Source organism: Pseudomonas sp. PDM32, assembly GCF_019219225.1.
GTDB lineage: Bacteria > Pseudomonadota > Gammaproteobacteria > Pseudomonadales > Pseudomonadaceae > Aquipseudomonas > Aquipseudomonas laurylsulfatiphila.
Window position 1 is genome coordinate 52162 of the sequence record NZ_JAHUWE010000006.1, and the last position, 21352, is coordinate 73513.

The window sequence follows — 21352 nt, forward strand, 5'->3', positions numbered from 1 at the left end:
CTCAGGAGAAAGTCATGGCTATGCGCAAGAAAACCTCATCGCTACCGATTGACCTGGCCAGTAACGCCGGTGAGCATCCTTCACCTGTCAGCCACGACTGGACTTTTACCTACATTCCGACCGTCACCACCAACCTTAAAGACTACGCACCGGGCAGCACTGCCATCATCACGGCCAGCGGTTTCGCCGCTGGCAGCACAGTGACGCTCGAAGTGGACCACGCCGTCGGTGCTGGCGCGGATGGCGTGTGGGGCACGTCCGACGATGTGCTCGATACCAACACCGGCGCGGGTCATGAGCCCTGGTCCGTGACCGACGGCGGTGCCGGCGATCTCGACGGCCAGGTCAACGGCAGCGTCACCACTTCCTGGTACGTGAATCCCGACGACTCGGCGGGCGCAACGTTTCTGCTCACTGCGGCCTCTGCGGGCGTCGATGGCGTCGTCGGCAGCGGTGACGACGCCGTGGCGACAACTTCGTTTACGGACAGCGTTTTGGGCGTTGTGGCGACTGGCGAGGACGTGACGCTGGACGAAACGGCCGGGTTGCAGAACGCCACTGCCACTCCGACCCCGGCGGGGGACGTTGACGACAACGACATTCCGGTGGCGTCCCTGCCTTCGACCTTCGCTACTCGTTTAGCCGCACTGGCGGCAGGTACTGCCACGGGCGCGGCCTTGAGCGGCTATACCGGTGCCGCGGGCAACGGGGGCAGCAATGCATTCACCATCACCGCTGACCCCGGAGCAACCATTACCGATATCAGCTTCGTCGGCAGCTCCGGCGCACCACTCAATGGCGTGGACAGCGGACTGGATACCCTCGATGGCACCAGCATCCTTCTCTATACGGATACGAACAACAACATCGTCGTGGGCCGAGCCGGGAGCGCAACCGGCGCGATCGTGTTCGCCGCCTATATAGAAGAAACCGGATCGCCGGTCACGGGCGGCAAGATCTGGACCGTGGAGTACCAACCGCTCAAACATCCTGACATGACGAATGCCGATGATTCGCTCAATCTGGCGGATAAGGTTTTCATCGGGGCCAGCCAGGACCTGGAATTCAGCCTGGCCAATGCGCCGTCCGGTCAGAACCTCTTCCTGATGTTCACGAAGGCGAACCCGAACGTTGTCGATGTCGCAGGTGTGTTGCGGATCACGGATCCCACCATCATCGCCACCGGCAAAGACCCCGCAGACCAGTCAAGCGGCGTCAATATAACGACTGGCGACACGATCAATACTAGCCAGGCGGGGGGGCCGACCACATTCGGTACCAACAATCAGATGATTGTGGAGCAAGAGGGCATCCGCTTTTCGTTCGTCACGGGTGCCAGGCAGAATGTGACCATTCCCAACCTGGACCAGAACGAAGCCGATGTTGAATCCAACGTCGACTTTACCGGCGTCTTCAATGCGAAGTCGGCCAGTTTCGACGTTGTGCAGTTGCAAAGCGGCAAGAGTGCCGTGGTAAGGGTCAGCGCATTCAGCACCGCGGCTGAACCCGGCACGAATTTCATCAATGGGTACGGGAATGATGCGTCGGTGGCCATCACCAATGTTCGCGTCTTCAACAGTACCGGGCAGGTGATCGAGAACTCAAACGGCTCGGTGAATGATCCGGCCATCACCATCAGCTTTGCAGCAGGGGTTGCAACCATCACCGGCGTTAAAGCCGGCTACCAGATTGAATACACCACGACGTCGGACCACAACCGCGTGCTCGTCGAGAACGGGGCGGCCGTCAATGCCAAGGGCAATGAGCACGCCGATTTTGATATCGGTGGTTTCACGCTGGTCCAGGCCTCTATTTCGAAAGCCGAGATCGGTTCCAAGATCATCTTCGACGACGATGGACCGAGCATTAGCACCACTGGTACGGAACCAACACTGACGGTGGACGAGACGGTGCTGGCGACCAACGATACCCAGAGCTTCGCCGCCAACTTCAACTCGGCGTTTGGCGCCGATGGTGCCGGGACGCTGACTTATGCACTGGGCGTGGTGGCGGGAGCCTCCGGGCTGACGGACACGGCCACGGGCGACGCGGTCAACCTGTCGCTTAACGGCGCCGTGGTCGAAGGGCGCACGGCCACGGGCAACCTGCTGGTGTTCACGGTCAGTGTGGCCGCCAATGGCAGCGTCACGCTCGACCAGCTTCGTGCAGTGGTGCATTCCAACACAACCAATCCGGATGATTCGACGAGCCTGGCCTCGGACAACCTGGTGACCCTGACCGCGACCAAGACTGACGGGGACGGCGACAGTGCCCAGGCGACCCTGAACATCGGGCAGAACCTGGTGTTCAAGGACGACGGACCCAGCATCAGCACCACCGGTACAGAGCCAACACTGACGGTGGACGAAACGCTGCTGGCGACCGACGCCACCCAGAGCTATGCCGCCAACTTCAACTCGGCGTTTGGCGCCGATGGGGCGGGCACCCTGACCTATGCACTGGGCATGGTGGCCGGAGCTTCCGGGCTGACAGACACCGCCTCGGGCCAGGCGGTGAACCTGTCGCTCAATGGCGCCGTGGTCGAAGGACGTACAGCCCTCAGCAATCTGCTGGTATTCACGGTCAGTGTCGCCGCCGATGGCAGCGTCACGCTCGACCAGCTCCGCGCGGTGGTGCATCCGGACCCAACCAATCCCGATGATGCGACGAGCCTGGCCGCGGACAACCTGGTGACCCTGACGGCGACCAAGACCGACGGGGACGGCGACAGTGCCCAGGCGACCCTCAACATCGGGCAGAACCTGGTGTTCAAGGACGATGGGCCGAGCATCAGCACCACCGGCGCGGAGCCAACACTGACGGTGGACGAAACGCTGCTGGCGACCGACGCCACCCAGAGCTATGCCGCCAACTTCAACTCGGCGTTTGGCGCCGATGGGGCGGGCACCCTGACCTATGCACTGGGCATGGTGGCCGGAGCTTCCGGGCTGACAGACACCGCCTCGGGCCAGGCGGTGAACCTGTCGCTCAATGGCGCCGTGGTCGAAGGACGTACAGCCCTCAGCAATCTGCTGGTATTCACGGTCAGTGTCGCCGCCGATGGCAGCGTCACGCTCGACCAGCTTCGCGCCGTGGTCCATCCCGACCCAACCAATCCGGATGATTCGACGAGCCTGACCTCGGACAACCTGGTGACGCTGACGGCGACCAAAACTGACGGGGATGGCGATAGCGCCCAGGCGACCCTCAACATTGGGCAGAACCTGGTGTTCAAGGACGATGGGCCGAGCATCAGCACCACCGGCGCGGAGCCGACGCTGACGGTGGACGAAACACTGCTGGCGAGCAACGATACCCAGAGCTTCGCCGCCAATTTCAACTCGGCGTTTGGCGCGGATGGGGCAGGCACCCTGACCTATGCGCTGGGCGTGGTGGCCGGGGCTTCCGGGCTGACGGATACGGCCTCCGGCCAGGCGGTGAACCTGTCGCTCAATGGCGCCGTGGTCGAAGGACGTACAGCCCTCAGCAATCTGCTGGTATTCACGGTCAGTGTCGCCGCCAATGGCAGCGTCACGCTCGACCAGCTTCGCGCCGTGGTCCATCCCGACCCAACCAATCCGGATGATTCGACGAGCCTGACCTCGGACAACCTGGTGACGCTGACGGCGACCAAAACTGACGGGGATGGCGATAGCGCCCAGGCGACCCTCAACATCGGGCAGAACCTGGTGTTCAAGGACGACGGGCCGAGCATCAGCACCGCTGGCACGGAGCCGACGCTGACGGTGGACGAAACGCTGCTGGCGAACAACGATACCCAGAGCTTCGCCGCCAATTTCAACTCGGCGTTTGGCGCGGATGGGGCAGGCACCCTGACCTATGCGCTGGGCGTTGTGGCCGGGGCTTCCGGACTGACGGACACGGCCTCGGGCCAGGCGGTGAACCTGTCGCTCAATGGCGCCGTGGTCGAAGGGCGTACGGCCCTCGGCAATCTGCTGGTATTCACGGTCAGTGTCGCCGCCGATGGCAGCGTCACGCTCGACCAGCTTCGCGCCGTGGTCCATCCCGACCCAACCAATCCGGATGATTCGACGAGCCTGACCTCGGACAACCTGGTGACGCTGACGGCGACCAAGACTGACGGGGATGGCGATAGCGCCCAGGCGACCCTCAACATTGGGCAGAACCTGGTGTTCAAGGACGACGGGCCGAGCATCAGCACCACCGGCGCGGAGCCCACGCTGACAGTGGACGAGACGCTACTGGCGACCGACGCCACCCAGAGCTATGCCGCCAACTTCAACTCGGCGTTTGGCGCGGATGGTGCCGGAACGCTGACCTATGCGCTGGGCGTGGTGGCGGGAGCCTCCGGGCTGACGGACACGGCCTCGGGCGAGGCGGTCAACCTGTCGCTCAACGGCACCGTAGTGGAAGGTCGCACGGCCCTCGGCAATCTGCTGGTATTCACGGTCAGCGTCGCCGCCGATGGCAGCGTCACACTCGACCAACTCCGCGCCGTGGTCCATCCCAACACAACCAATCCGGATGATTCGACGACGTTGACCTCGGACAACCTGGTGACGCTGACGGCGACCATAACCGACAAGGAGGGTGACAGCGCCCAGGCGACGCTGAACATAGGGCAGAACCTGGTGTTCAAGGACGACGGGCCGAGCATCAGCACCACCGGCGCGGAGCCAACGCTGACAGTGGACGAGACGCTACTGACGACCGACGACACTCAGAGCTTCGCTGCCAACTTCAACTCGGCATTTGGCGCCGATGGGGCAGGCACCCTGAGCTATGCGCTGGGCGTGGCGGCCGGGGCCTCCGGGCTGACGGACACGGCCTCGGGCCAGGCGGTGAACCTGTCGCTCAATGGCACCGTGGTCGAAGGGCGTACGGCCACGAGCAACCTGCTGGTGTTCACCGTCGGCGTAGCCGCCAATGGCAGCGTCACGCTTGACCAACTCCGCGCCGTGGTCCATTCCGACCCAAACAATCCGGATGATTCGAGGACGTTGACCTCGGACAACCTGGTGACGCTGACGGCGATCAAGACCGACGGGGACGGCGACAGCGCCCAGGCGACGCTGAACATAGGGCAAAACCTGGTGTTCAAGGACGACGGGCCGGCACTCAGTTTCGGCAACCTGATCGGGACCGGTAGCGTCCTGGCGCAATCCGGGTTCTGGAATATGGCAACGGGAGCCGACGGGCTGGGTGCGGCCGGTCTGGATATCTCGTTGGTCAATAACCAGTTCACCCTCGTCAGGCCAGACAACACGACCACGACCGGGACCGGCACGCTCACCGAGCTGGCGCAGTCACCGGATGTCAATGGCGCGTACCAGTTCGCGGGAACCTTGACCGGTGATTTCGACAACAACGTTGCAACGGCGAATACCACCGTCGACTACACGTTGACCGCCTATGCCGATGGTCGCTATGCACTGGATCTGGTGCAGGGCTTCAGTTCGACGATCGTGCTCAGCAGTGCCGACGGCTCGCTCGCTGCGGGCGGCCCGGACTCGGTGCGCACATTGTTGATTCCGCAGACGAGTAACCCGGCTATTCCTTCGACATCTGAGGAGATCGTGTTCTTTTCCGCGAAGGCGCTTGCGTCGACGGCGGACATCCTGACCGGCATCGGGCTCGGAGCACCCGACCCCACCGAAGCCGCGCTACAGACCAACCCCCTGCCGTCGTACATAGACCCGGCGGCGATGAACGTCAGCACGTCCGGCATCGGCGTCGCCAACAACGTTTTCCAGGGCGATAACCTGGCGGCAATCAGCGCCGCCGATGAAAGTTTCGTCATCAATCCGGAGAGCCTGCTGACGGGAATGAAGGTCTTCATCGACAACTCCGTGGCGGGCTACAACACGGCGACCGAGGACCTGTATTACAGGATCTACTATGCCGATGGCTCGAATTCGAGCCTCGTCGAGGTGAACACCCTGACGCCGGAGGCTGGCGGGCAGGTGTCCTTCCTTGTGCAGAAGGAGGGCTCGACACTGATCGACGCTGTCCAGCTGACGATGGGCCGGGGCGATGTCAAGATTCCGGTGATCCAGTTCATTCAGCAGAGCGAGAGTCTGGCCAGCGATGTTCAGCTGGCGTTCAGCGCGACGCTGACGGACAAGGATGGGGACTCGGCGACGAGTACGTTTGCCGCCAACCTGTTCGCCAACGACCCGGCCAACGCCACCTTCGACTTCTCGCTGGTGGGCACGATCGGTAAGCAGGATGCGTTCAACATCGATCTGTCAGTCAATGAGAACCTGTACCAGGTCAGCGGCTTCGATGTGGGCTCAGGTACGCAAGACAAGCTGGTGCTCAACGGTGATCCGAACGCCGTTGTTCAATCGATCAACAACGCCGGCGCAGACAGTGTCGTGACGGTTGCCGAGACTGGCGGACAAACAACGACCATCACCTTGGTCGGGGCTCATGTTCAGAGTACCGACATCTTTTTTGGCAGCGCCTGAGGCTTTGCGCGCATGAACGGAGGCGAGGGTGGCGCAGGAAACCGCCCTCGCATTCTTTTTGCAGTTCTGATGCGAGATCCCCATGTTCCCATGCGCTGTGGACTGGCGAACAGCACAAGGCTTGAAGAGCGCAGCGGGTAGGTGCAGGTGGGCGAGGCAGGATTTACCGAGAACGACATCAGTCTTGCGGGGGCACTCTGTCCCGGACCAGCGACAAGGATGGGGGAGCAGTGACGGCCTGGCCCCTGAAAGTGAAGGGCAGACCGCCTTCTATCGACTTGAAACTCAATCCAGTTCCACCCAGGCGGACTCGGTCGGTGCTTCGTTGGTGAGCCCGTGTTTCAGCGCATACATCAGCAAGTCGATGCGGTTGATCAGATTAAGCTTTTGATAGATGTTGCTGAGGTGGTTGTGCACGGTGTGCTCGCTGATCCCCAGGCGCCCGGCGATGCTTACATATTTGGCGGACGGCTCACCCACGATGGCGCGAATCAGCTCTCTCTCGCGCAGCGTCAGCCGCGCCTGTTTTGCCCGCTCCAGATTGCACTTCATGGGTATATGCCCGTTCGCGGCATAGCCGGAAAGGCCGCCGGCCCAGGCTCTATCCATTGCGCAGTCGCTATGGTGGACCTTGAGAATGGCCTGGATAATCGATTCCGTCGAGTCTTCCGCCAACACGATGCCGCGGGCGCCAGCCTCTATCGCCTGGGCAGCGGGGACGACTTCGTAAAGGCCCTTGAGCAGCAGCACCTTCATTTCGGCGCTACGGGTGAGCTCGGCGACGACATCCAGGGGATTCAGCGCATCCGGAAAGAAACTGAAAAAAATGACATCGGGCCGCAACTGATCGGCAAGATCCAGCGCCTGGGTATAGGTGGTGGCTTGTCCTGTCACTTCCATCCGGGGCTTTCTGGCATTGATCAAGTCGTGAAGACCCATGAGTACGAGGGGGCGACAATCGATCAGCATCACGCTAATTGGCTTTTTTGGGTCAGTCATGATCTTCCTGACCTCCTTGAAAAACCAATGATGGCCTCCACCGGCAGGCGGCGCGAACGTTTCCAGAAGGCAGCCAAAGCCCGGGAGAGCAGATAAATACGAATAATTATCAGTGGTTTGCGCATGATGATCTGCTCCCTCCCGCCTCTGAACTGATTCTAGGTCAACCCGGAGCGCTACCTGCCCGCACGCCCATCAGTCCTCGATCCAGATCCGGTGTGGACAGGCCAGTCCGATGCTCTCGAGAAGGGGGAGTAACCCTAGAAAATCAAGGTATTAGGCCTGCCATAGATGGCCAATGGCCAAGATCGGATCCATATCATGGTCGTCAATTAATCGACGAGTGGCGTTAACTTAGGAGCGCTAATATCAGTCCAGTCAATTTATCGGCGAAATCTGCCTGGCCAGCCGCTGGCAATTGCGGGTGTTCATGTATTGCCGGTGTTCATGAATCAGCACGTTTTTGTGCGCGATGTCTCGTTTCCAGAAACGCCTTTACCTATTCAGAGTGAGCATTGGGGGTAGTTCTCAAGGGAATGCCATGGCTGGCCGATAACCCGGACAGTTACAAGCTTCTTCATCTGTGGCGGTCGGTGCATGTGCTGACTGGCGATGAGAAGCTGTTTGATGGCTAAGGGCTACCAGTTATCATCTGCGCGCCAAATCAAGGGCTGCGAAGCTGAGTCCGTCCGTGTATTTGCCTTTGGGTTCTTCTTCTTAAATTGCCTGGAAATCTTCGATGCTGTCGTATCACCAAAAGCGTTTTTTGATCGTCGATGATTTCTCGGACTTCCGCAGTTCGGTCAGGTCGATGCTGCGCGAACTGGGCGTCAAGGAAGTGGACACTGCCGATACCGGCGAACAGGCGCTGAAAATGTGTTCGCAGAAGCAGTACGACTTCATCCTGCAGGACTTTCACCTGGGCGACGGCAAGAAGAATGGCCAGCAGGTGCTCGAAGACCTGATGGAGGAAAAGCTGATCAGCCATGAAGCGGTGTTCGTCATGGTCACCGCCGAAACCAGCCAGGCCATGGTGCTCAGTGCATTGGAGCACGAGCCCGATGCCTATCTCACCAAGCCGTTCAACCGTTCCAGCCTGGCCCAGCGCCTGGAGCGCCTGGAGCAGCGCAAGACCCTGCTCAAGCCGATCCTGCAGGCCCTTGACCGCGGCAAACCGATGGAGGTGCTCAACGCCTGCATCGCCCTGTGCAAACAAGACATTCGCTATTCGCCGCTGTGCCTGCGTTATCGCGCCGATGCCCTGCGTGACCTCAATCAGAACGAAGCGCTGGAGCGCCTCTACGACGGCATCATTGCCGACCGTCCGTTGCCATGGGCGTTTGCCGGGCTGGGCAAGTTGCTGTTCAAGCGCGGTCAGGTCGGGCAGGCCAAAGGCATTTATGAAAAAGCCCTGAAAGTCTTCCCGATGATGCCGTCGCTGTATGACGGCATGGCGGATGTACTGGTCGCCGAAGGGGACACCAAAGGTGCACAGCGCGTTCTGGAAGAGGCGATTCGCCTGTCGCCGCTGGCGGTGCGCCGACAAGCATTGCTCGGAAAGCTGGCGATGACCAACGAGGACTTCGACACGGCGGCCAAGGCCTATCGCCAGGCAGTGAGCCAGGGCGCGCAGTCACGGTTCAAGGATGCCGAGAGCAATCTCGGCCTGGCCCATGCGTTAATCAGTAAGGGCAGCGAAAGGGGCCTGGACACGCGGACCCGACTGGAAATCAACACCACATTGAGCGCCGTGGCCAAGGAAAACCCCTCCGATCCGGGCCTGCAAATTCGGGCGCGCCTGATGAAGGCCACCAGCCTGTTGCTTAACGATGCCGAGACGGCAGACAAGCTCACCGAGCAAGCGTTGTTGCGTCTGGACGGCATGGAGCAATTCATGAGCGCCGAAGCGGCCTTGCTGGTAGCCAAGCAACTGAAAATGCTCGGGCAGACTGAGGCCGGCACCGCGATGCTGAAAAACTGCGTGGAAATCTACGGCGACGATCCGGCGGTCATGAAAGACATCGCCAAGCAGACCGATGACCCGACCATCCTCAACTCCGGCAACGCCGCCGCGGAGCTCAACCGTCAGGGCGTGCGCGTGTACAAGACCGGCAATCTGGTGGAGGCCCGGCAGGTCTTTCGCAAAGCCCTGGCGATGCAACCGAAGAACATCAGTATCGCCCTGAACATGGCGCAGTCGTTGTTGCATGGCACCGATACCGGCGTGCCTTCGGCGGAGCTGGAAGAATGCCGGGTCTGCCTGAAAATGGTCGGCCTGATGCCCGATACCGACGCGCGTTATCCGCGTTACCAGAAGCTGAAAAGCAAGGCGTTTGGCCAATGAACGACAACGAACAGGCACTGGATTTCTCCACGGTGATCGCCTCTACCGTGCACGACATGAAGAACTCGCTGGCGATGCTGATGCAAGCCCACAGCCAGTGGCTGGCGCGATTGCCGGAGTCGGCGCAGCAGACGCCAGAGCAGGGCGTGATCGACTTCGAGTTCGCCCACCTCAATGGCATGCTGGTGCAGTTGCTGGGGCTGTACAAGCTCGGCGTCAACCAGATGCCGTTGCAGCCGGCCTACCATGAACTGGACGACTTCATCGAAGCGCAACTGGCTTGCCATCAGGAAGTGTTCGCCAGCCGCGGCATCATGGTCACCTATGAAGTGGACCCGCTGAGCCCTTTGGGTTTCTTCGATCGTGAATTGATCGCTTCGGTATTGGCCAACTGCATCAACAACGCCATTCGCTTTGCGCGCCATGCGGTATTGATCAGTGTCAGCGACGAGGCCGGGCAACTGGTCTTGACCATCAATGACGATGGCGAGGGGTACCCGGCGCAGATGCTCGAGCGTCAGGCCGATTACGTGCAGGGCATCAACCAAAGCAGCGGCAGTACCGGTCTGGGCCTGTACTTTGCCGGACGCATTGCCGCGTTGCATCAACGCAACGGTGTCGGTGGGCGTACCGAAATCAGCAATGGCGGACCGTTGGGCGGTGGAGTGTTCCGTCTTTTCCTGCCCTGACAGCCAGCATATTTATCGACGCTGCTTGAAATTCCGAACACGCGGAGCCTATTTTGTACGGTCGCCGTTCGCGGCCCGCACAATAACAAGGATTGCGTCATGACGACCGTTGGCCTGAGTTCACTCGCGCAGCGATTGACGGGCATTGATGAAGTTGAATGTGTCACGCCGGATTTGAATGGCGTTCCACGGGGCAAAGTGATGACCTCCGAGGGTTTTCTCGACGGTCGACGTTTGCAGATGGCGCGGGGTGTGCTGCTGCAATGCATCATGGGCGGATACCCGCCAGCGCGGTTTTACGGCAGCGACGATGGCGACCTGGCGCTGATCCCGGACCCTGCGCAAATCCACCGCTTACCCTGGAGCAATCCACCGCGGGCCTTCGCCATTTGCGACGCGAATGAACTGGGCACCACCACCAGCTGCGGCCTGTCGACCCGTGGTCTGCTCAAGAACGTGATTGCCCGTTACGCAGCCCGCGGCCTGGCGCCCGTGGTGGCGACCGAGCTTGAGTTCTTCGTTTTTGCGCCTAACACCGACCCGACTCAGCCGTTCCAGCCACCGGTGGGGCAGGACGGTCGCCGCGAGGACGGTCAGTCGGCGTTCAGCGTCAGTTCCAATAACGGCTTGCGGCCGTTCTTCAACGAAGTCTACGCGTGCATGGCGGCGCTGGGATTGCCTCGCGATACCTTCATGCACGAGATGGGCGTCAGCCAGTTCGAGATCAACCTGCTGCATGGCGATCCATTGCTGCTGGCCGACCAGACGTTCCTGTTCAAGCACTTGCTCAAGGAAGTGGCTCTCAAGCATGGCCTGAGCGTGGTCTGCATGGCCAAGCCCTTGGCGCATACGCCGGGCAGTTCGATGCATATTCACCAGAGCGTGGTCGAGATCGATTCGGGGCGTAACGTGTTCAGTGACGAGGCGGGGCAGGAAACGGCCACCTTCCGCCATTTCATTGCCGGTCAGCAAATGTGCATGGCCGACTTCACCGCGTTGTTTGCGCCGAACGTGAACTCCTATCAGCGCTTGTGCCACCCTTACGCCTCGCCGAACAATGCCTGCTGGTCCCACGACAACCGGGCGGCCGGCCTGCGCATCCCGGCCAGTTTGCCGGTGGCCCGTCGGGTCGAAAATCGTTTGCCCGGGGCCGATGCCAACCCGTATCTGGCGATTGCCGCAAGCCTGGCGGCAGGGTTGCATGGCATCGAGAACGCATTGGAGCCGAGCGCACCGATCCAGGGTGAATTCGAAGTACCGGACAATCTTTCATTGCCGTGTACCTTGCATGCGGCTCTTGAGCGTCTGAAACGTAGCCAGTTGGCCAAGGAACTGTTCGGCACGGAATTCATCGAAGGCTACATCGCTTCGAAGACCCTGGAGCTGAGCAGTTTCCATGATGAAATTACGCCCTGGGAACGACGTGTTTTAGCCGCCCAGGCCTGACGATCTGTCGACATCCGGCTATCGTTTAGCGATAGCCGATTCTCACTGCAAGGAGCCGCTCGGAACGCCGATGCGCCAAATCTGGAAATCCTTTCGAGCACTGTATTTCGCCTCGCTGATGATGTTGATCGGCTCGGGCCTGTTGAGTACTTACCTGGGCTTGCGCCTGGCGGCCGACCATGTCGACAGCCTGTGGGTCGGTGCGTTGATGGCCGCCAACTATTTCGGCCTGGTGCTGGGGGGCAAGATCGGTCACCGCTTGATTGCCCGGGTCGGGCATATCCGGGCCTACTCGGCTTGTGCCGGGATCGTCGGCGCGGCGGTGCTCGGCCATGGCCTGGTCGATTGGCTGCCGGCCTGGTTGTTCCTGCGGGTCATAGTGGGTCTGGGCATGATGTGCCAGTACATGGTGATCGAGAGCTGGCTCAATGAGCAGGCCGATGCCAATCAGCGCGGCATGGTATTCAGCGGTTACATGATCGCTTCGTACCTGGGCCTGGTGCTGGGGCAGCTGATTCTGGTCATGCACCCGGCGCTGGGGCTGGAGCTGCTGATGCTGGTCGCCCTGTGTTTTGCCCTGTGTCTGGTGCCTGTGGCCCTGACCCGACGGATTCACCCTGCACCCTTGCATCCTGCGCCGATGGAGCCACGGTTCTTTATCAAGCGTGTCCCGCAATCATTGAGTACGGTGCTCGGGGCGGGCCTGATTGTCGGTTCGTTCTACGGTCTGGCGCCGCTGTATGCCTCGCAGCAAGGGTTGTCCACGGAGCAGGTCGGTCTGTTCATGGGTAGCTGCATTTTTGCCGGGCTGCTGGTGCAGTGGCCGTTGGGCTGGTTGTCCGACCGCTACGACCGGGCCGTGCTGATCCGCAGTTTCGCGTTCAGCCTGGCACTGGCTGCCCTGCCGCTGGCGATCATGCCGCAGGTGCCGCTGGAGGTATTGTTCATCGCCGGGTTCCTCTGTTCGCTGGTGCAGTTCTGCCTGTATCCGTTGGCGGTGGCGTTCTCCAATGACCACGTCGAAGGCGATCGCCGGGTGTCTCTGACGGCGATGTTGCTGGTCACCTATGGCGTGGGTGCGAGTATCGGACCACTGGTGGCCGGTGTGCTGATGAAGCTGTTTGGCAGCCAGATGCTCTATGCGTTCTTCAGTTTCTTTGCGTTGGTGCTGGTGTGGCGGATTCGCCCGAAAGCGGTGACCAACCTGCATCAGGTCGACGACGCACCGCTGCATCACGTAGCCATGCCGGACAATATGACGAGTTCGCCACTGGTGGCCTGCCTGGACCCGCGTGTTGATGAACAGGTGGTGCAGGATCAGATGCACACTCCGGTGAGTACCGGGCCAGAGCCTGAGCCTGAGCCTGAGCCTGAGCCTGAGCCAGAACCTGTCACCGAAACTGAAGCCGATCAGCCGCCGCAAGACCCTGATACAGGGCGGGACCCTAACTTCAGCGAGGCCAGGCCTTAAAGCCGGGGCACAAAAAAACGGGCAGTCACCGCAAGGGACTGCCCGTTTTTTGTGGAGGCTCTATCAGATGTCGTCTTTGTCGAAGCGGCGTGCTTCACGCTGCAACTGGTAGACGAAGCGTTCGACCTGGCGCTGCACCAGTCCGCTCATGTTGTGGAAACGAACGCCGGCGAAGGTGGTGGAAATCTTTTCTTCGAAGTGCAGATAACGCAACTCGACCGGCGCCGTCATCTTGCCAAAGGGCAGGTTGGCGTTGAAGCGGTCGTACACCTGACCCAGTTGCAGGCTGCCCGTGATGTCGCCGTCGAAACGCAGTTTGCAGCCGGTAGCGGAAATATCCAGCAGCTTGCCGCTGATGGGGGCCTTGAGCTTTTCGCCGTCGAGATTGACGTCGACCAGTTGTGCCAGCTTCAATGCCGCGCGGAACGCATTGCGGCGCTGGTGGTACACCACTTCATCGGGCAGGGTGCCGCGATAGCAGCGGCTGCCACCGGATTCGTCGATCTTCAATTGGCCGTTGCTTTCCCAGGCAATGCGCACACCTTCGTGGAAGCCTTCGACCCTGAAGGGTTCGCCCGCCATCAGATAGCGCTCGCCATCGCGAGGGATCATTTCGTCAAGGGCAATCATGTTGCTTTCACGGTCCAGGTCCACCAGATAGCTCTGGAAGCGCTGGCTGCGCTCGTGGAACGTGATGATCAGCGGGTCATGGCTTTCGAGCAGCTGGCGCAGATTGCTGGAGATTTCCAAGGGCGTGGAGAGCACCTTGGGTGGCTGCGGAGCATCATCCACGGATAAGGCATTGGACACGGTTAATCAATCTCCAGACAAAATTTGACTACGACTGGCCAGCATTCTGCCAGCATCTTTCGCGTCTTGGATAGAGCGGGCGCATCAAGCGGCCTAAGCCTGACTGAGCGGGCGCGGCTTAGCAAGCTTGGAGAATGTTCCGCTGGCATCGTAAAGCGCCGGAGTTTCACCGCCGGTGAGGATTTTCAGCTGGGTGGCCGTAGCGGCCTGCTGAGTGAGGATCGACTGGCCGTTGTTGGCGTTGATGGCCTGGCACTGGGCCAGAAGGTCGGTCAGCACGTCACTTTGCGCCAGCAACTGGTCGCCAATGCTCGACTGGCTGGCCAGTTGCTCCAGCCCTCCGCGGTTGGTCGGCAGGTTGAGGCTGGCGAGGATTTCACTGCGCTTGCGGCCATGCTGTTCGAGCAAGACGACCAATGCCTGTTTCTGCGCCAGGATGGCCTCGAGCAATGGCATGTCACGGCCATGCAAGGCGAGGGATTCGGTCTGCAGTAATTCCAGCAGGTGTTGCGCTGGAGCAAAGTCGTCGGTGATCAGTTGCAGTAAATGAGTGTCGTGCATGGCTGGCCTTGGGTTTTAAGCGTCCAAAAGCCTGGCGCCGGCGGTGGCCTAGCGCTGGGCTTCGAAGTTGAGCAGTTTGCTGGCTACACGGTTGCTGTCGACTTTATAGCTGCCATCGGCAATCGCTGCTTTCAACTCGGCCACCCGGGCTTTGTCGACGGCAGGCTGATCGCGCAGCTTGTCAGTGACCTTCTGCAACTGTTGAGCCTCATTGCTGAGATGTACCGATTCCCCGCTTTTGACGGTACCGGCCTGTTCGGCCGCGGATTCCAGCGGCGCGGTTTTACCGGCTTCGGCGCTTTCCTTGCTGGCGCTGGTACGTGTACTGCCCGTAAGGGACGAGGAGCTGTTCAAACGGCTGAAATCGATGACCATGATAAAAAAAACCTCTGGGAATTTGGACGCTTGCCATGGTTTCGGCCATTCCCTGGAAAACTTTAGGCTCATTTATCAATGAACCTCGCGCGCGTCAGCGCTTGCCCTGCATGGAGCACAGTCTAGGGAACCGCCGCGGCAAGCGCCACATTCGGATGAACAGAGCGCCTTACATGGACACTTCCACCTGCCCCGGCGCCATGACCTGCGCCTTGATGACCCGTTGGGAGTTGAGGTTTTTCACCCGGATCTGTTCGCTCAGGCTGCCGTTCGACAGGGCTTCGCCAGGCATGCGCACGCTGAGCGTACCGCTGCGGGCGGTAATCACCACCTGATCACCCTTGCGGATTACCTCGGCCTGTTCGATATGCACCAGGGTAATCACCTGGTCCGTGACCATTGGTCGGGTCAATCGCTGCCCGATCGCCTGGTCGAGGGACGTCAGGTAGCCCTGGCTGATCAGACTGATATCGCGCTCGCGCAGCACCACATCCCCAGGCTCGACAATGGCTGCGCGGCGCAGTGGCCGGGCGGTGGTCACGACATCGCGAAACAGGCGAACTTGAGCGGGTACGAAGACCGTCCAGGGGGATGCGCCCTCGCAGCGGACCTTGACCGTGACCCGTCCCAGCGGCTTTGGACTCTCAAGCGTTGCTGTCAATTCCTTGTCGCACATGGGCATGTGCATGCGCGGATCGAGCGGGTTGACCTGGATCTCGTAGCGACCTTCGGTTTGACTGGTCGCCAGATAGTCTTCTACGGTGAATTCAAGAAAGCCCTGAGTGACGCCGATAAGCATGTCAGGCAAGGTAACCGCGTCAGCAAGGGCAGGGCTGCCAGTGTTGAACAGGCAAACAGCCGCCAGCACGCCGAGCAATTTGCGGTAAGGGGTGGTCAGGCGGCGGAAAAATGTCGGTTCTGTGTTCATAACGATTAAAAAAGCAAGCGCCGTGCCGTTTAGTGATGAAGGCGCGTCGCAACAACACTTGGCGTTGGTGTAGGAGTCTGGGCATGGCTGGTGTAATGGATTCGGTAAACCAGCGCACGCAACTGGTGGGGCAGAATCGCCTTGAGCTGTTGTTGTTCCGTCTCGACGGCCAGCAGCTGTACGGGATCAACGTTTTCAAGGTTCGGGAGGTGCTGCAATGCCCCCAGCTGACGCTGATGCCCAAGTCCAGTCCTGTTGTGTGCGGTGTGGCGAACATCCGGGGGGCGACCATTCCGATCCTTGATCTGGCAATGGCGACCGGCTCCGGTGCGTTGAAGGACAAGAACAATCCGTTCGTGATCATCACGGAGTACAACACCAAGACCCAGGGTTTCCTGGTTCGCTCGGTGGAGCGCATCGTCAACATGAACTGGGAGGAGATCCATCCGCCACCCAAGGGCACCGGACGCGATCACTACCTGACGGCGGTGACGCGGGTTGACAATCAGTTGGTCGAAATCATCGACGTCGAGAAAGTGCTGGCGGAAGTGGCACCGACGCCGGAAGCGATTTCCGTGGGTGTGGTGGATGTCGAAACCCAGCACAAGGCACTTTCGTTGCGCGTGCTGACGGTCGACGACTCGTCGGTGGCGCGCAAGCAGGTCACGCGTTGCCTGCAAACGGTCGGCGTCGAAGTGGTGGCGTTGAACGACGGTCGGCAAGCGCTGGACTACCTGCGCAAACTGGTCGACGAGGGCAAGAAGCCGGAAGAAGAGTTCCTGATGATGATCTCCGACATCGAGATGCCGGAGATGGACGGGTACACCCTGACGGCGGAAATCCGCAACGACCCGCGCATGCAAAAGCTTCATATCATCCTGCATACTTCGTTGTCGGGGGTTTTCAATCAGGCGATGGTCAAGAAGGTCGGTGCCGATGACTTCCTGGCCAAATTCCGTCCTGATGACCTGGCATCCCGGGTAGTCGACCGGATCAAAGCAGCAGATATCAGCTAGGGGCCCGCGCCCCTGGCAGTCAACACGATTTAAGAGGCGGCATCATTGTCTACGGGTAATTTGGATTTCGAACAGTTCCGGGTATTCCTGGAAAAAGCCTGTGGCATTTTGCTCGGTGAAAACAAGCAGTACCTGGTCTCCAGCCGTCTCAACAAACTGATGGAACAGCAAGGCATCAAGTCTTTGGGAGAGTTGGTTCAGCGCATGCAGACCCAGCCGCGCAGCGGTTTGCGCGAGCAGGTGGTGGATGCCATGACCACCAACGAAACTCTGTGGTTTCGTGACACCTACCCGTTTGAAGTCTTGAAGAACAAGGTACTGCCCGAAGCGATCAAGGCCAGTCCCGGCCAGCGCCTGCGCATCTGGTCGGCGGCGTGCTCGTCGGGCCAGGAACCGTACTCGCTGTCGATGTCCATCGACGAGTTCGAGCGGGTCAATATGGGCCAGTTGAGGATGGGCGTGCAGATCGTTGCCACCGACCTGTCCGGCACCATGTTGAACAACTGCAAGACCGGCGAGTACGACAGCCTGGCCATTGGCCGCGGTCTGTCGCCCGAGCGCCTGCAGCGTTATTTCGACCCGAAAGGGCCGGGGCGCTGGGCGATCAAGGCGCCGATCAAGAGCCGGGTGGAGTTCCGTTCGTTCAACCTGCTGGACAGTTACGCGGGCCTCGGCAAGTTCGACATCGTGTTCTGCCGTAACGTGCTGATCTACTTCTCCGCCGAGGTGAAGAAGGACATCCTGTTGCGCATCCACAGCACGTTGAAGCCGGGTGGATACCTGTTCCTCGGTGCTTCCGAAGCGTTGAACGGATTGCCGGATCATTACCAGATGGTCCAGTGCAGCCCGGGGATCATTTACCAGGCGAAATGATGCAAAAGCGGCGCGCATAAAAACGGGAGTCCTCAGGGACTCCTTTTTTTATACGCCCGCTTTTGCATCACGTAGGAGCTGCCGCAGGCTGCGATCTTTTTATCTTGTTTTTTAAGATCAAAAGATCGCAGCCTGCGGCAGCTCCTACAGTGGGCGGCGTTCGATTCAGTAAGGGACGGTGCCCGATTCAGGAGAGGGTAGTGCGGAACTCGGGAAAGCGGCAGAAAAGCGGCAGGCGGCGGAAAACCGTTGCCGCTTTTCTGGCATTGCCGCGTTGCCATGTCCGACAAAGCCCCCGGTTTTCAGGGTTTTTTGAATTGGCATGGGGCTTGCTAAGTTGATCCTACGAAAAATCAGGTCACCCGAAGGTTTCCCGACATGAGCATCAGCTTCGATAAAGCGCTCGGTATCCACGAACAGGCCCTGGGCTTCCGCGCCCAGCGTGCCGAAGTCCTGGCCAATAACATCGCCAACGCCGATACCCCGAACTACAAGGCTCGGGACCTGGACTTCTCGAAAGTGCTCGCCGAGCAGAACGAGAAAACCAAAAGCGGCACATTCGCCTTGAACATGACCAACAGCCGTCATATCGAAGCCGAAGGCCTGGGCAATGGCGACGAGTCGTTGCTGTATCGCACGCCGATGCAACCGTCGATCGACCAGAACACCGTGGACGCTCAGCTGGAACAGTCGAACTACGCGGAAAACGCGATCGGCTTCCAGGCCAGCTTCACCCTGCTCAACAGCAAATTCAAAGGGCTGGTGTCAGCCCTGCGCGGAGAGTAAGCCATGTCTCTATCCAGTGTTTTCAACATTGCCGGTAGCGGCATGAGCGCGCAGACCACGCGCCTGAACACCGTCGCTTCGAACATCGCCAACGCCGAGACCGTCTCGTCGAGCATCGACCAGACCTACCGCGCGCGTCACCCGGTATTCGCCACCATGTTCCAGGGCGGCCAGAGCGGCGGCAGCGACTCGCTGTTCCAGAGCCAGGACGCCGCCGGCCAAGGCGTGCAGGTGCTGGGTGTGGTCGAAGACCAGAGCAATCTCGAAGCGCGCTACGAGCCGAACCATCCGGCCGCTGATGCCAAGGGCTATGTCTACTACCCGAACGTCAACGTGGTTGAAGAAATGGCTGACATGATTTCCGCGAGCCGTTCGTTCCAGACCAACGCCGAAATGATGAACACCGCCAAAACCATGATGCAGAAGGTCCTGACCCTCGGTCAGTGATAAGGGGCGACTCAGATGAGTGTTACCGATTCCACCAGCGGTTTGAGCCTCAACGACATCCTGGCCAATTCCTCGGTCAAGACCAACACCACGACGGACGGCCTCGCCTCGGCAACCGGCAGTGCCACCGGCAACAAGGCCTTGGGCAAGGACGCGTTCCTGCAGTTGCTGGTGACCCAGCTGAAAAACCAGAACCCGCTGGAGCCTCAGGACAACGGTGCGTTCGTGGCCCAGTTGGCGCAGTTTAGCAGCCTGGAAGGCATCACCACGCTCAATGACACCGTGAGCGGTCTGGCCAGCAACTACAACTCGTCCCAGGCCTTGCAGGCGTCGTCGCTGGTCGGCCGTTCGGTCATCGCCCCGGGCGACAAGGCTGTGGTCGATACCACCAAGAGCCTCAGCGGCACGGTGGTGGTTCCGTCTGCGGTGGCTTCCGCCACCCTGAAGATCACCGACTCAGCTGGCAAGACTGTGCGCACCATCGACCTCGGTTCGCAGAAGGCCGGCAATGCCAGCTTTATCTGGGACGGCAAGAACGATGCGGGTGAGACGGTACCTGCGGGCACCTACACCTTCGGCGCCACGACCACGATCGATGGCAAGGCCGTCGCGTTGATCACCAACCTGCCAGCGACCGTAAACAGCGTAACCATCAGCCAGACCGGCGGTGAGTTGATGCTCAATCTGGCCGGGCTGGGCAGTGTTGCTCTGTCCAAAGTACAAACCATTGGTATGTAGAGCCGACTAACACGGCACAAAGGAGTGGATGATGTCTTTCAATATCGGCCTTAGCGGTCTCTATGCAGCCAACAAGCAACTGGACGTGACCGGCAACAACATCGCCAACGTCGCGACCACCGGTTTCAAATCGTCCCGTGCAGAATTCGAAGACGTGTACTCGGCGACCCGCCTGGGTACCGGCAGCAAGACCGTCGGCAACGGCGTGCGCCTGGCCAACGTTTCCCAGCAGTTCGGCCAGGGTGACGTGAGCAACACCGGCAACGTGCTCGACATGGGTATCCAGGGTAACGGCTTCTTCGTCCTGAGCAACAACGGTTCGCTGACCTACACCCGTGCCGGTACGTTCAAGACCGACAAGGACGGCTATGTCACCAATAGCGACGGTACCGCCCGCCTGCAAGGTTACGGAGTGGATTCCAACGGCAAGATCGTCAACGGCGTGCTGACCGACCTGCGGATCGACACTTCCAACCTGGCGCCGAAATCGACCAGCACCGTGTCGTCGACGATCAACCTGAACTCCACCTCGCCAGTGATCGACCAGTCGATTGCGGCCAACAAGTTCGACCCGTCCAAGACCGAGACCTTTACCAAGTCGTTCAGTACCCCGATTTTCGATACTCAGGGTAACCAGCACACCATGGATCAATACATGGTCAAGACAGGCGCGAACACCTGGGATACCTACACCCTGATCGATGGTCGCAACCCCGATGGCAGTGATCCCAAGGTTACCGCTCCGATTGCGTCGACCATGTCGTTCGATGCCACTGGCAAACTGACTTCGGTCAGCACACCCGTGACACCGCCAACCACGCCACCGACTTCGGTGATCAGCAGTGACCTGAAGATTACCAACTGGACTCCGGGCTCCGTGACCGGTGGCGTCTGGACGGCCAACGGCGCCGCAGCCGATCCGGCTGGTTTGACCATCGCGATGGCCAACACCACACAGTTCAACGCCGACACCGCGCGTTCGATTCCATCGCAGAACGGTTATGCCACTGGTCAGATCACCAACCTGACCATCGACGGCAGCGGTGTGCTGCTGGCTAACTTCAGCAACAACCAGACCAAGCCCATCGGCCAAATTTCCCTTGCCAGCTTCACCAACGAGCAAGGCCTGCAGCCGGTAGGCGGCACCAGCTGGAAAGAAACCTACGCGTCGGGCATCCCGGGCTACGATGCACCGGAGACCGGCACCCTGGGTTCGATCGTTTCCAACTCGCTGGAAGAGTCCAACGTCAACCTGACCAACGAACTGGTCGACCTGATCAAGGCGCAGAGCAACTACCAGGCGAACGCCAAGACCATCTCGACCCAGAGCACCATCATGCAGACCATCATTCAGATGACTTGATACTGGATCGTGCTGCATAAAAAGCCCCTCGAGAGAGGGGCTTTTTAGTGCTCG

Annotated in this window: 17 protein-coding genes; 11 read left to right on the top strand and 6 right to left on the bottom strand. The window is 60.1% G+C overall.

What is annotated here, in order from left to right:
• Positions 1 to 14 precede the first annotated feature (14 nt).
• Complete coding sequence (locus tag KW846_RS12820) at positions 15 to 6452, top strand: DUF5801 repeats-in-toxin domain-containing protein (RefSeq protein WP_256356717.1); 6438 nt, start codon at positions 15 to 17, stop codon at positions 6450 to 6452.
• 285 nt (positions 6453 to 6737) lie between these two features.
• On the opposite strand, the gene KW846_RS12825 is transcribed toward KW846_RS12820, so the two are convergent.
• Both KW846_RS12825 and KW846_RS30030 read right to left on the bottom strand, forming a co-directional pair.
• Positions 6738 to 7451, bottom strand: a complete 714-nt coding sequence (locus tag KW846_RS12825; RefSeq protein ID WP_218482579.1) for a response regulator transcription factor — start codon at positions 7449 to 7451, stop codon at positions 6738 to 6740.
• On the bottom strand, positions 7448 to 7576 hold the full coding sequence (locus KW846_RS30030) for a hypothetical protein (protein WP_256356710.1): 129 nt from the start codon (positions 7574 to 7576) through the stop codon (positions 7448 to 7450). The genes KW846_RS12825 and KW846_RS30030 overlap by 4 nt, the downstream gene beginning before the upstream one ends.
• Positions 7577 to 8190: 614 nt before the next feature.
• Here KW846_RS30030 and KW846_RS12830 point away from each other — a divergent pair.
• From KW846_RS12830 to KW846_RS12845, 4 genes are all read left to right on the top strand, one after another.
• Entirely contained in the window at positions 8191 to 9795 is a 1605-nt protein-coding gene (locus tag KW846_RS12830; protein ID WP_218482581.1) for a tetratricopeptide repeat-containing response regulator, read from the top strand.
• The gene (locus tag KW846_RS12835; protein WP_007991984.1) at positions 9792 to 10484 is read left to right on the top strand and encodes a sensor histidine kinase KdpD; all 693 of its coding nucleotides are present in this window, start codon (positions 9792 to 9794) and stop codon (positions 10482 to 10484) included. Before KW846_RS12830 ends, KW846_RS12835 begins: the two co-directional genes overlap by 4 nt.
• 201 nt (positions 10485 to 10685) lie before the next feature.
• A complete protein-coding gene (locus KW846_RS12840) occupies positions 10686 to 11930 on the top strand; it encodes a glutamine synthetase family protein (RefSeq protein ID WP_218482971.1) in 1245 nt (414 codons plus the stop codon).
• 70 nt (positions 11931 to 12000) lie between these two features.
• A complete protein-coding gene (locus KW846_RS12845; RefSeq protein ID WP_218482583.1) occupies positions 12001 to 13401 on the top strand; it encodes an MFS transporter in 1401 nt (466 codons plus the stop codon).
• 63 nt (positions 13402 to 13464) lie between these two features.
• Here the strand turns inward: KW846_RS12845 and KW846_RS12850 are convergent, their stop codons facing one another.
• The 4 genes from KW846_RS12850 to flgA all read right to left on the bottom strand — a co-directional run bounded on the left by KW846_RS12850 (position 13465) and on the right by flgA (position 16075).
• Positions 13465 to 14211 (bottom strand): flagellar brake protein, encoded by a 747-nt coding sequence (locus tag KW846_RS12850; RefSeq protein ID WP_218482586.1) that lies wholly within the window; start codon positions 14209 to 14211, stop codon positions 13465 to 13467.
• Positions 14212 to 14304: 93 nt separating this feature from the next.
• Positions 14305 to 14772, bottom strand: coding sequence for a flagella synthesis protein FlgN (locus tag KW846_RS12855; protein ID WP_218482588.1), 468 nt, complete (start codon positions 14770 to 14772; stop codon positions 14305 to 14307).
• A gap of 48 nt (positions 14773 to 14820) precedes the next feature.
• The gene (gene flgM / locus KW846_RS12860) at positions 14821 to 15147 is read right to left on the bottom strand and encodes a flagellar biosynthesis anti-sigma factor FlgM (RefSeq protein ID WP_218482590.1); all 327 of its coding nucleotides are present in this window, start codon (positions 15145 to 15147) and stop codon (positions 14821 to 14823) included.
• 169 nt (positions 15148 to 15316) lie between these two features.
• Complete coding sequence (gene flgA / locus KW846_RS12865; protein ID WP_218482591.1) at positions 15317 to 16075, bottom strand: flagellar basal body P-ring formation chaperone FlgA; 759 nt, start codon at positions 16073 to 16075, stop codon at positions 15317 to 15319.
• 83 nt (positions 16076 to 16158) lie between these two features.
• Here flgA and KW846_RS12870 point away from each other — a divergent pair, with 83 nt between their 5' ends.
• The 6 genes from KW846_RS12870 to flgE all read left to right on the top strand — a co-directional run bounded on the left by KW846_RS12870 (position 16159) and on the right by flgE (position 21298).
• Positions 16159 to 17091: a chemotaxis protein CheV gene (locus KW846_RS12870; RefSeq protein ID WP_015096472.1), complete on the top strand. Its 933-nt coding sequence runs from the start codon at positions 16159 to 16161 to the stop codon at positions 17089 to 17091.
• 45 nt (positions 17092 to 17136) lie between these two features.
• Complete coding sequence (gene cheR / locus KW846_RS12875) at positions 17137 to 17964, top strand: protein-glutamate O-methyltransferase CheR (RefSeq protein WP_102699808.1); 828 nt, start codon at positions 17137 to 17139, stop codon at positions 17962 to 17964.
• A gap of 378 nt (positions 17965 to 18342) precedes the next feature.
• Positions 18343 to 18750 (top strand): flagellar basal body rod protein FlgB, encoded by a 408-nt coding sequence (gene flgB, locus KW846_RS12880; protein ID WP_008051530.1) that lies wholly within the window; start codon positions 18343 to 18345, stop codon positions 18748 to 18750.
• A 3-nt stretch (positions 18751 to 18753) separates the two neighbouring features.
• Positions 18754 to 19197, top strand: coding sequence for a flagellar basal body rod protein FlgC (gene flgC, locus KW846_RS12885; RefSeq protein WP_007980123.1), 444 nt, complete (start codon positions 18754 to 18756; stop codon positions 19195 to 19197).
• 15 nt (positions 19198 to 19212) lie between these two features.
• Positions 19213 to 19935 (top strand): flagellar hook assembly protein FlgD, encoded by a 723-nt coding sequence (flgD, locus tag KW846_RS12890; protein WP_218482593.1) that lies wholly within the window; start codon positions 19213 to 19215, stop codon positions 19933 to 19935.
• A gap of 31 nt (positions 19936 to 19966) precedes the next feature.
• Positions 19967 to 21298, top strand: coding sequence for a flagellar hook protein FlgE (gene flgE / locus KW846_RS12895; RefSeq protein ID WP_218482596.1), 1332 nt, complete (start codon positions 19967 to 19969; stop codon positions 21296 to 21298).
• The last annotated feature ends 54 nt before the right edge of the window (positions 21299 to 21352 follow it).

What these genes read in the sequence shown, in the direction of transcription:
- KW846_RS12820 (WP_256356717.1), top strand. Translation starts at nt 15, where the DNA reads ATGGCTATGCGCAAGAAAACCTCATCGCTACCGATTGACCTGGCCAGT.
- KW846_RS12825 (WP_218482579.1), bottom strand. Translation starts at nt 7,451, where the DNA reads ATGACTGACCCAAAAAAGCCAATTAGCGTGATGCTGATCGATTGTCGC.
- KW846_RS30030 (WP_256356710.1), bottom strand. Translation starts at nt 7,576, where the DNA reads ATGCGCAAACCACTGATAATTATTCGTATTTATCTGCTCTCCCGGGCT.
- KW846_RS12830 (WP_218482581.1), top strand. Translation starts at nt 8,191, where the DNA reads ATGCTGTCGTATCACCAAAAGCGTTTTTTGATCGTCGATGATTTCTCG.
- KW846_RS12835 (WP_007991984.1), top strand. Translation starts at nt 9,792, where the DNA reads ATGAACGACAACGAACAGGCACTGGATTTCTCCACGGTGATCGCCTCT.
- KW846_RS12840 (WP_218482971.1), top strand. Translation starts at nt 10,686, where the DNA reads ATGACCTCCGAGGGTTTTCTCGACGGTCGACGTTTGCAGATGGCGCGG.
- KW846_RS12845 (WP_218482583.1), top strand. Translation starts at nt 12,001, where the DNA reads ATGCGCCAAATCTGGAAATCCTTTCGAGCACTGTATTTCGCCTCGCTG.
- KW846_RS12855 (WP_218482588.1), bottom strand. Translation starts at nt 14,772, where the DNA reads ATGCACGACACTCATTTACTGCAACTGATCACCGACGACTTTGCTCCA.
- flgM (WP_218482590.1), bottom strand. Translation starts at nt 15,147, where the DNA reads ATGGTCATCGATTTCAGCCGTTTGAACAGCTCCTCGTCCCTTACGGGC.
- flgA (WP_218482591.1), bottom strand. Translation starts at nt 16,075, where the DNA reads ATGAACACAGAACCGACATTTTTCCGCCGCCTGACCACCCCTTACCGC.
- KW846_RS12870 (WP_015096472.1), top strand. Translation starts at nt 16,159, where the DNA reads ATGGCTGGTGTAATGGATTCGGTAAACCAGCGCACGCAACTGGTGGGG.
- flgB (WP_008051530.1), top strand. Translation starts at nt 18,343, where the DNA reads ATGAGCATCAGCTTCGATAAAGCGCTCGGTATCCACGAACAGGCCCTG.
- flgC (WP_007980123.1), top strand. Translation starts at nt 18,754, where the DNA reads ATGTCTCTATCCAGTGTTTTCAACATTGCCGGTAGCGGCATGAGCGCG.
- flgD (WP_218482593.1), top strand. Translation starts at nt 19,213, where the DNA reads ATGAGTGTTACCGATTCCACCAGCGGTTTGAGCCTCAACGACATCCTG.
- flgE (WP_218482596.1), top strand. Translation starts at nt 19,967, where the DNA reads ATGTCTTTCAATATCGGCCTTAGCGGTCTCTATGCAGCCAACAAGCAA.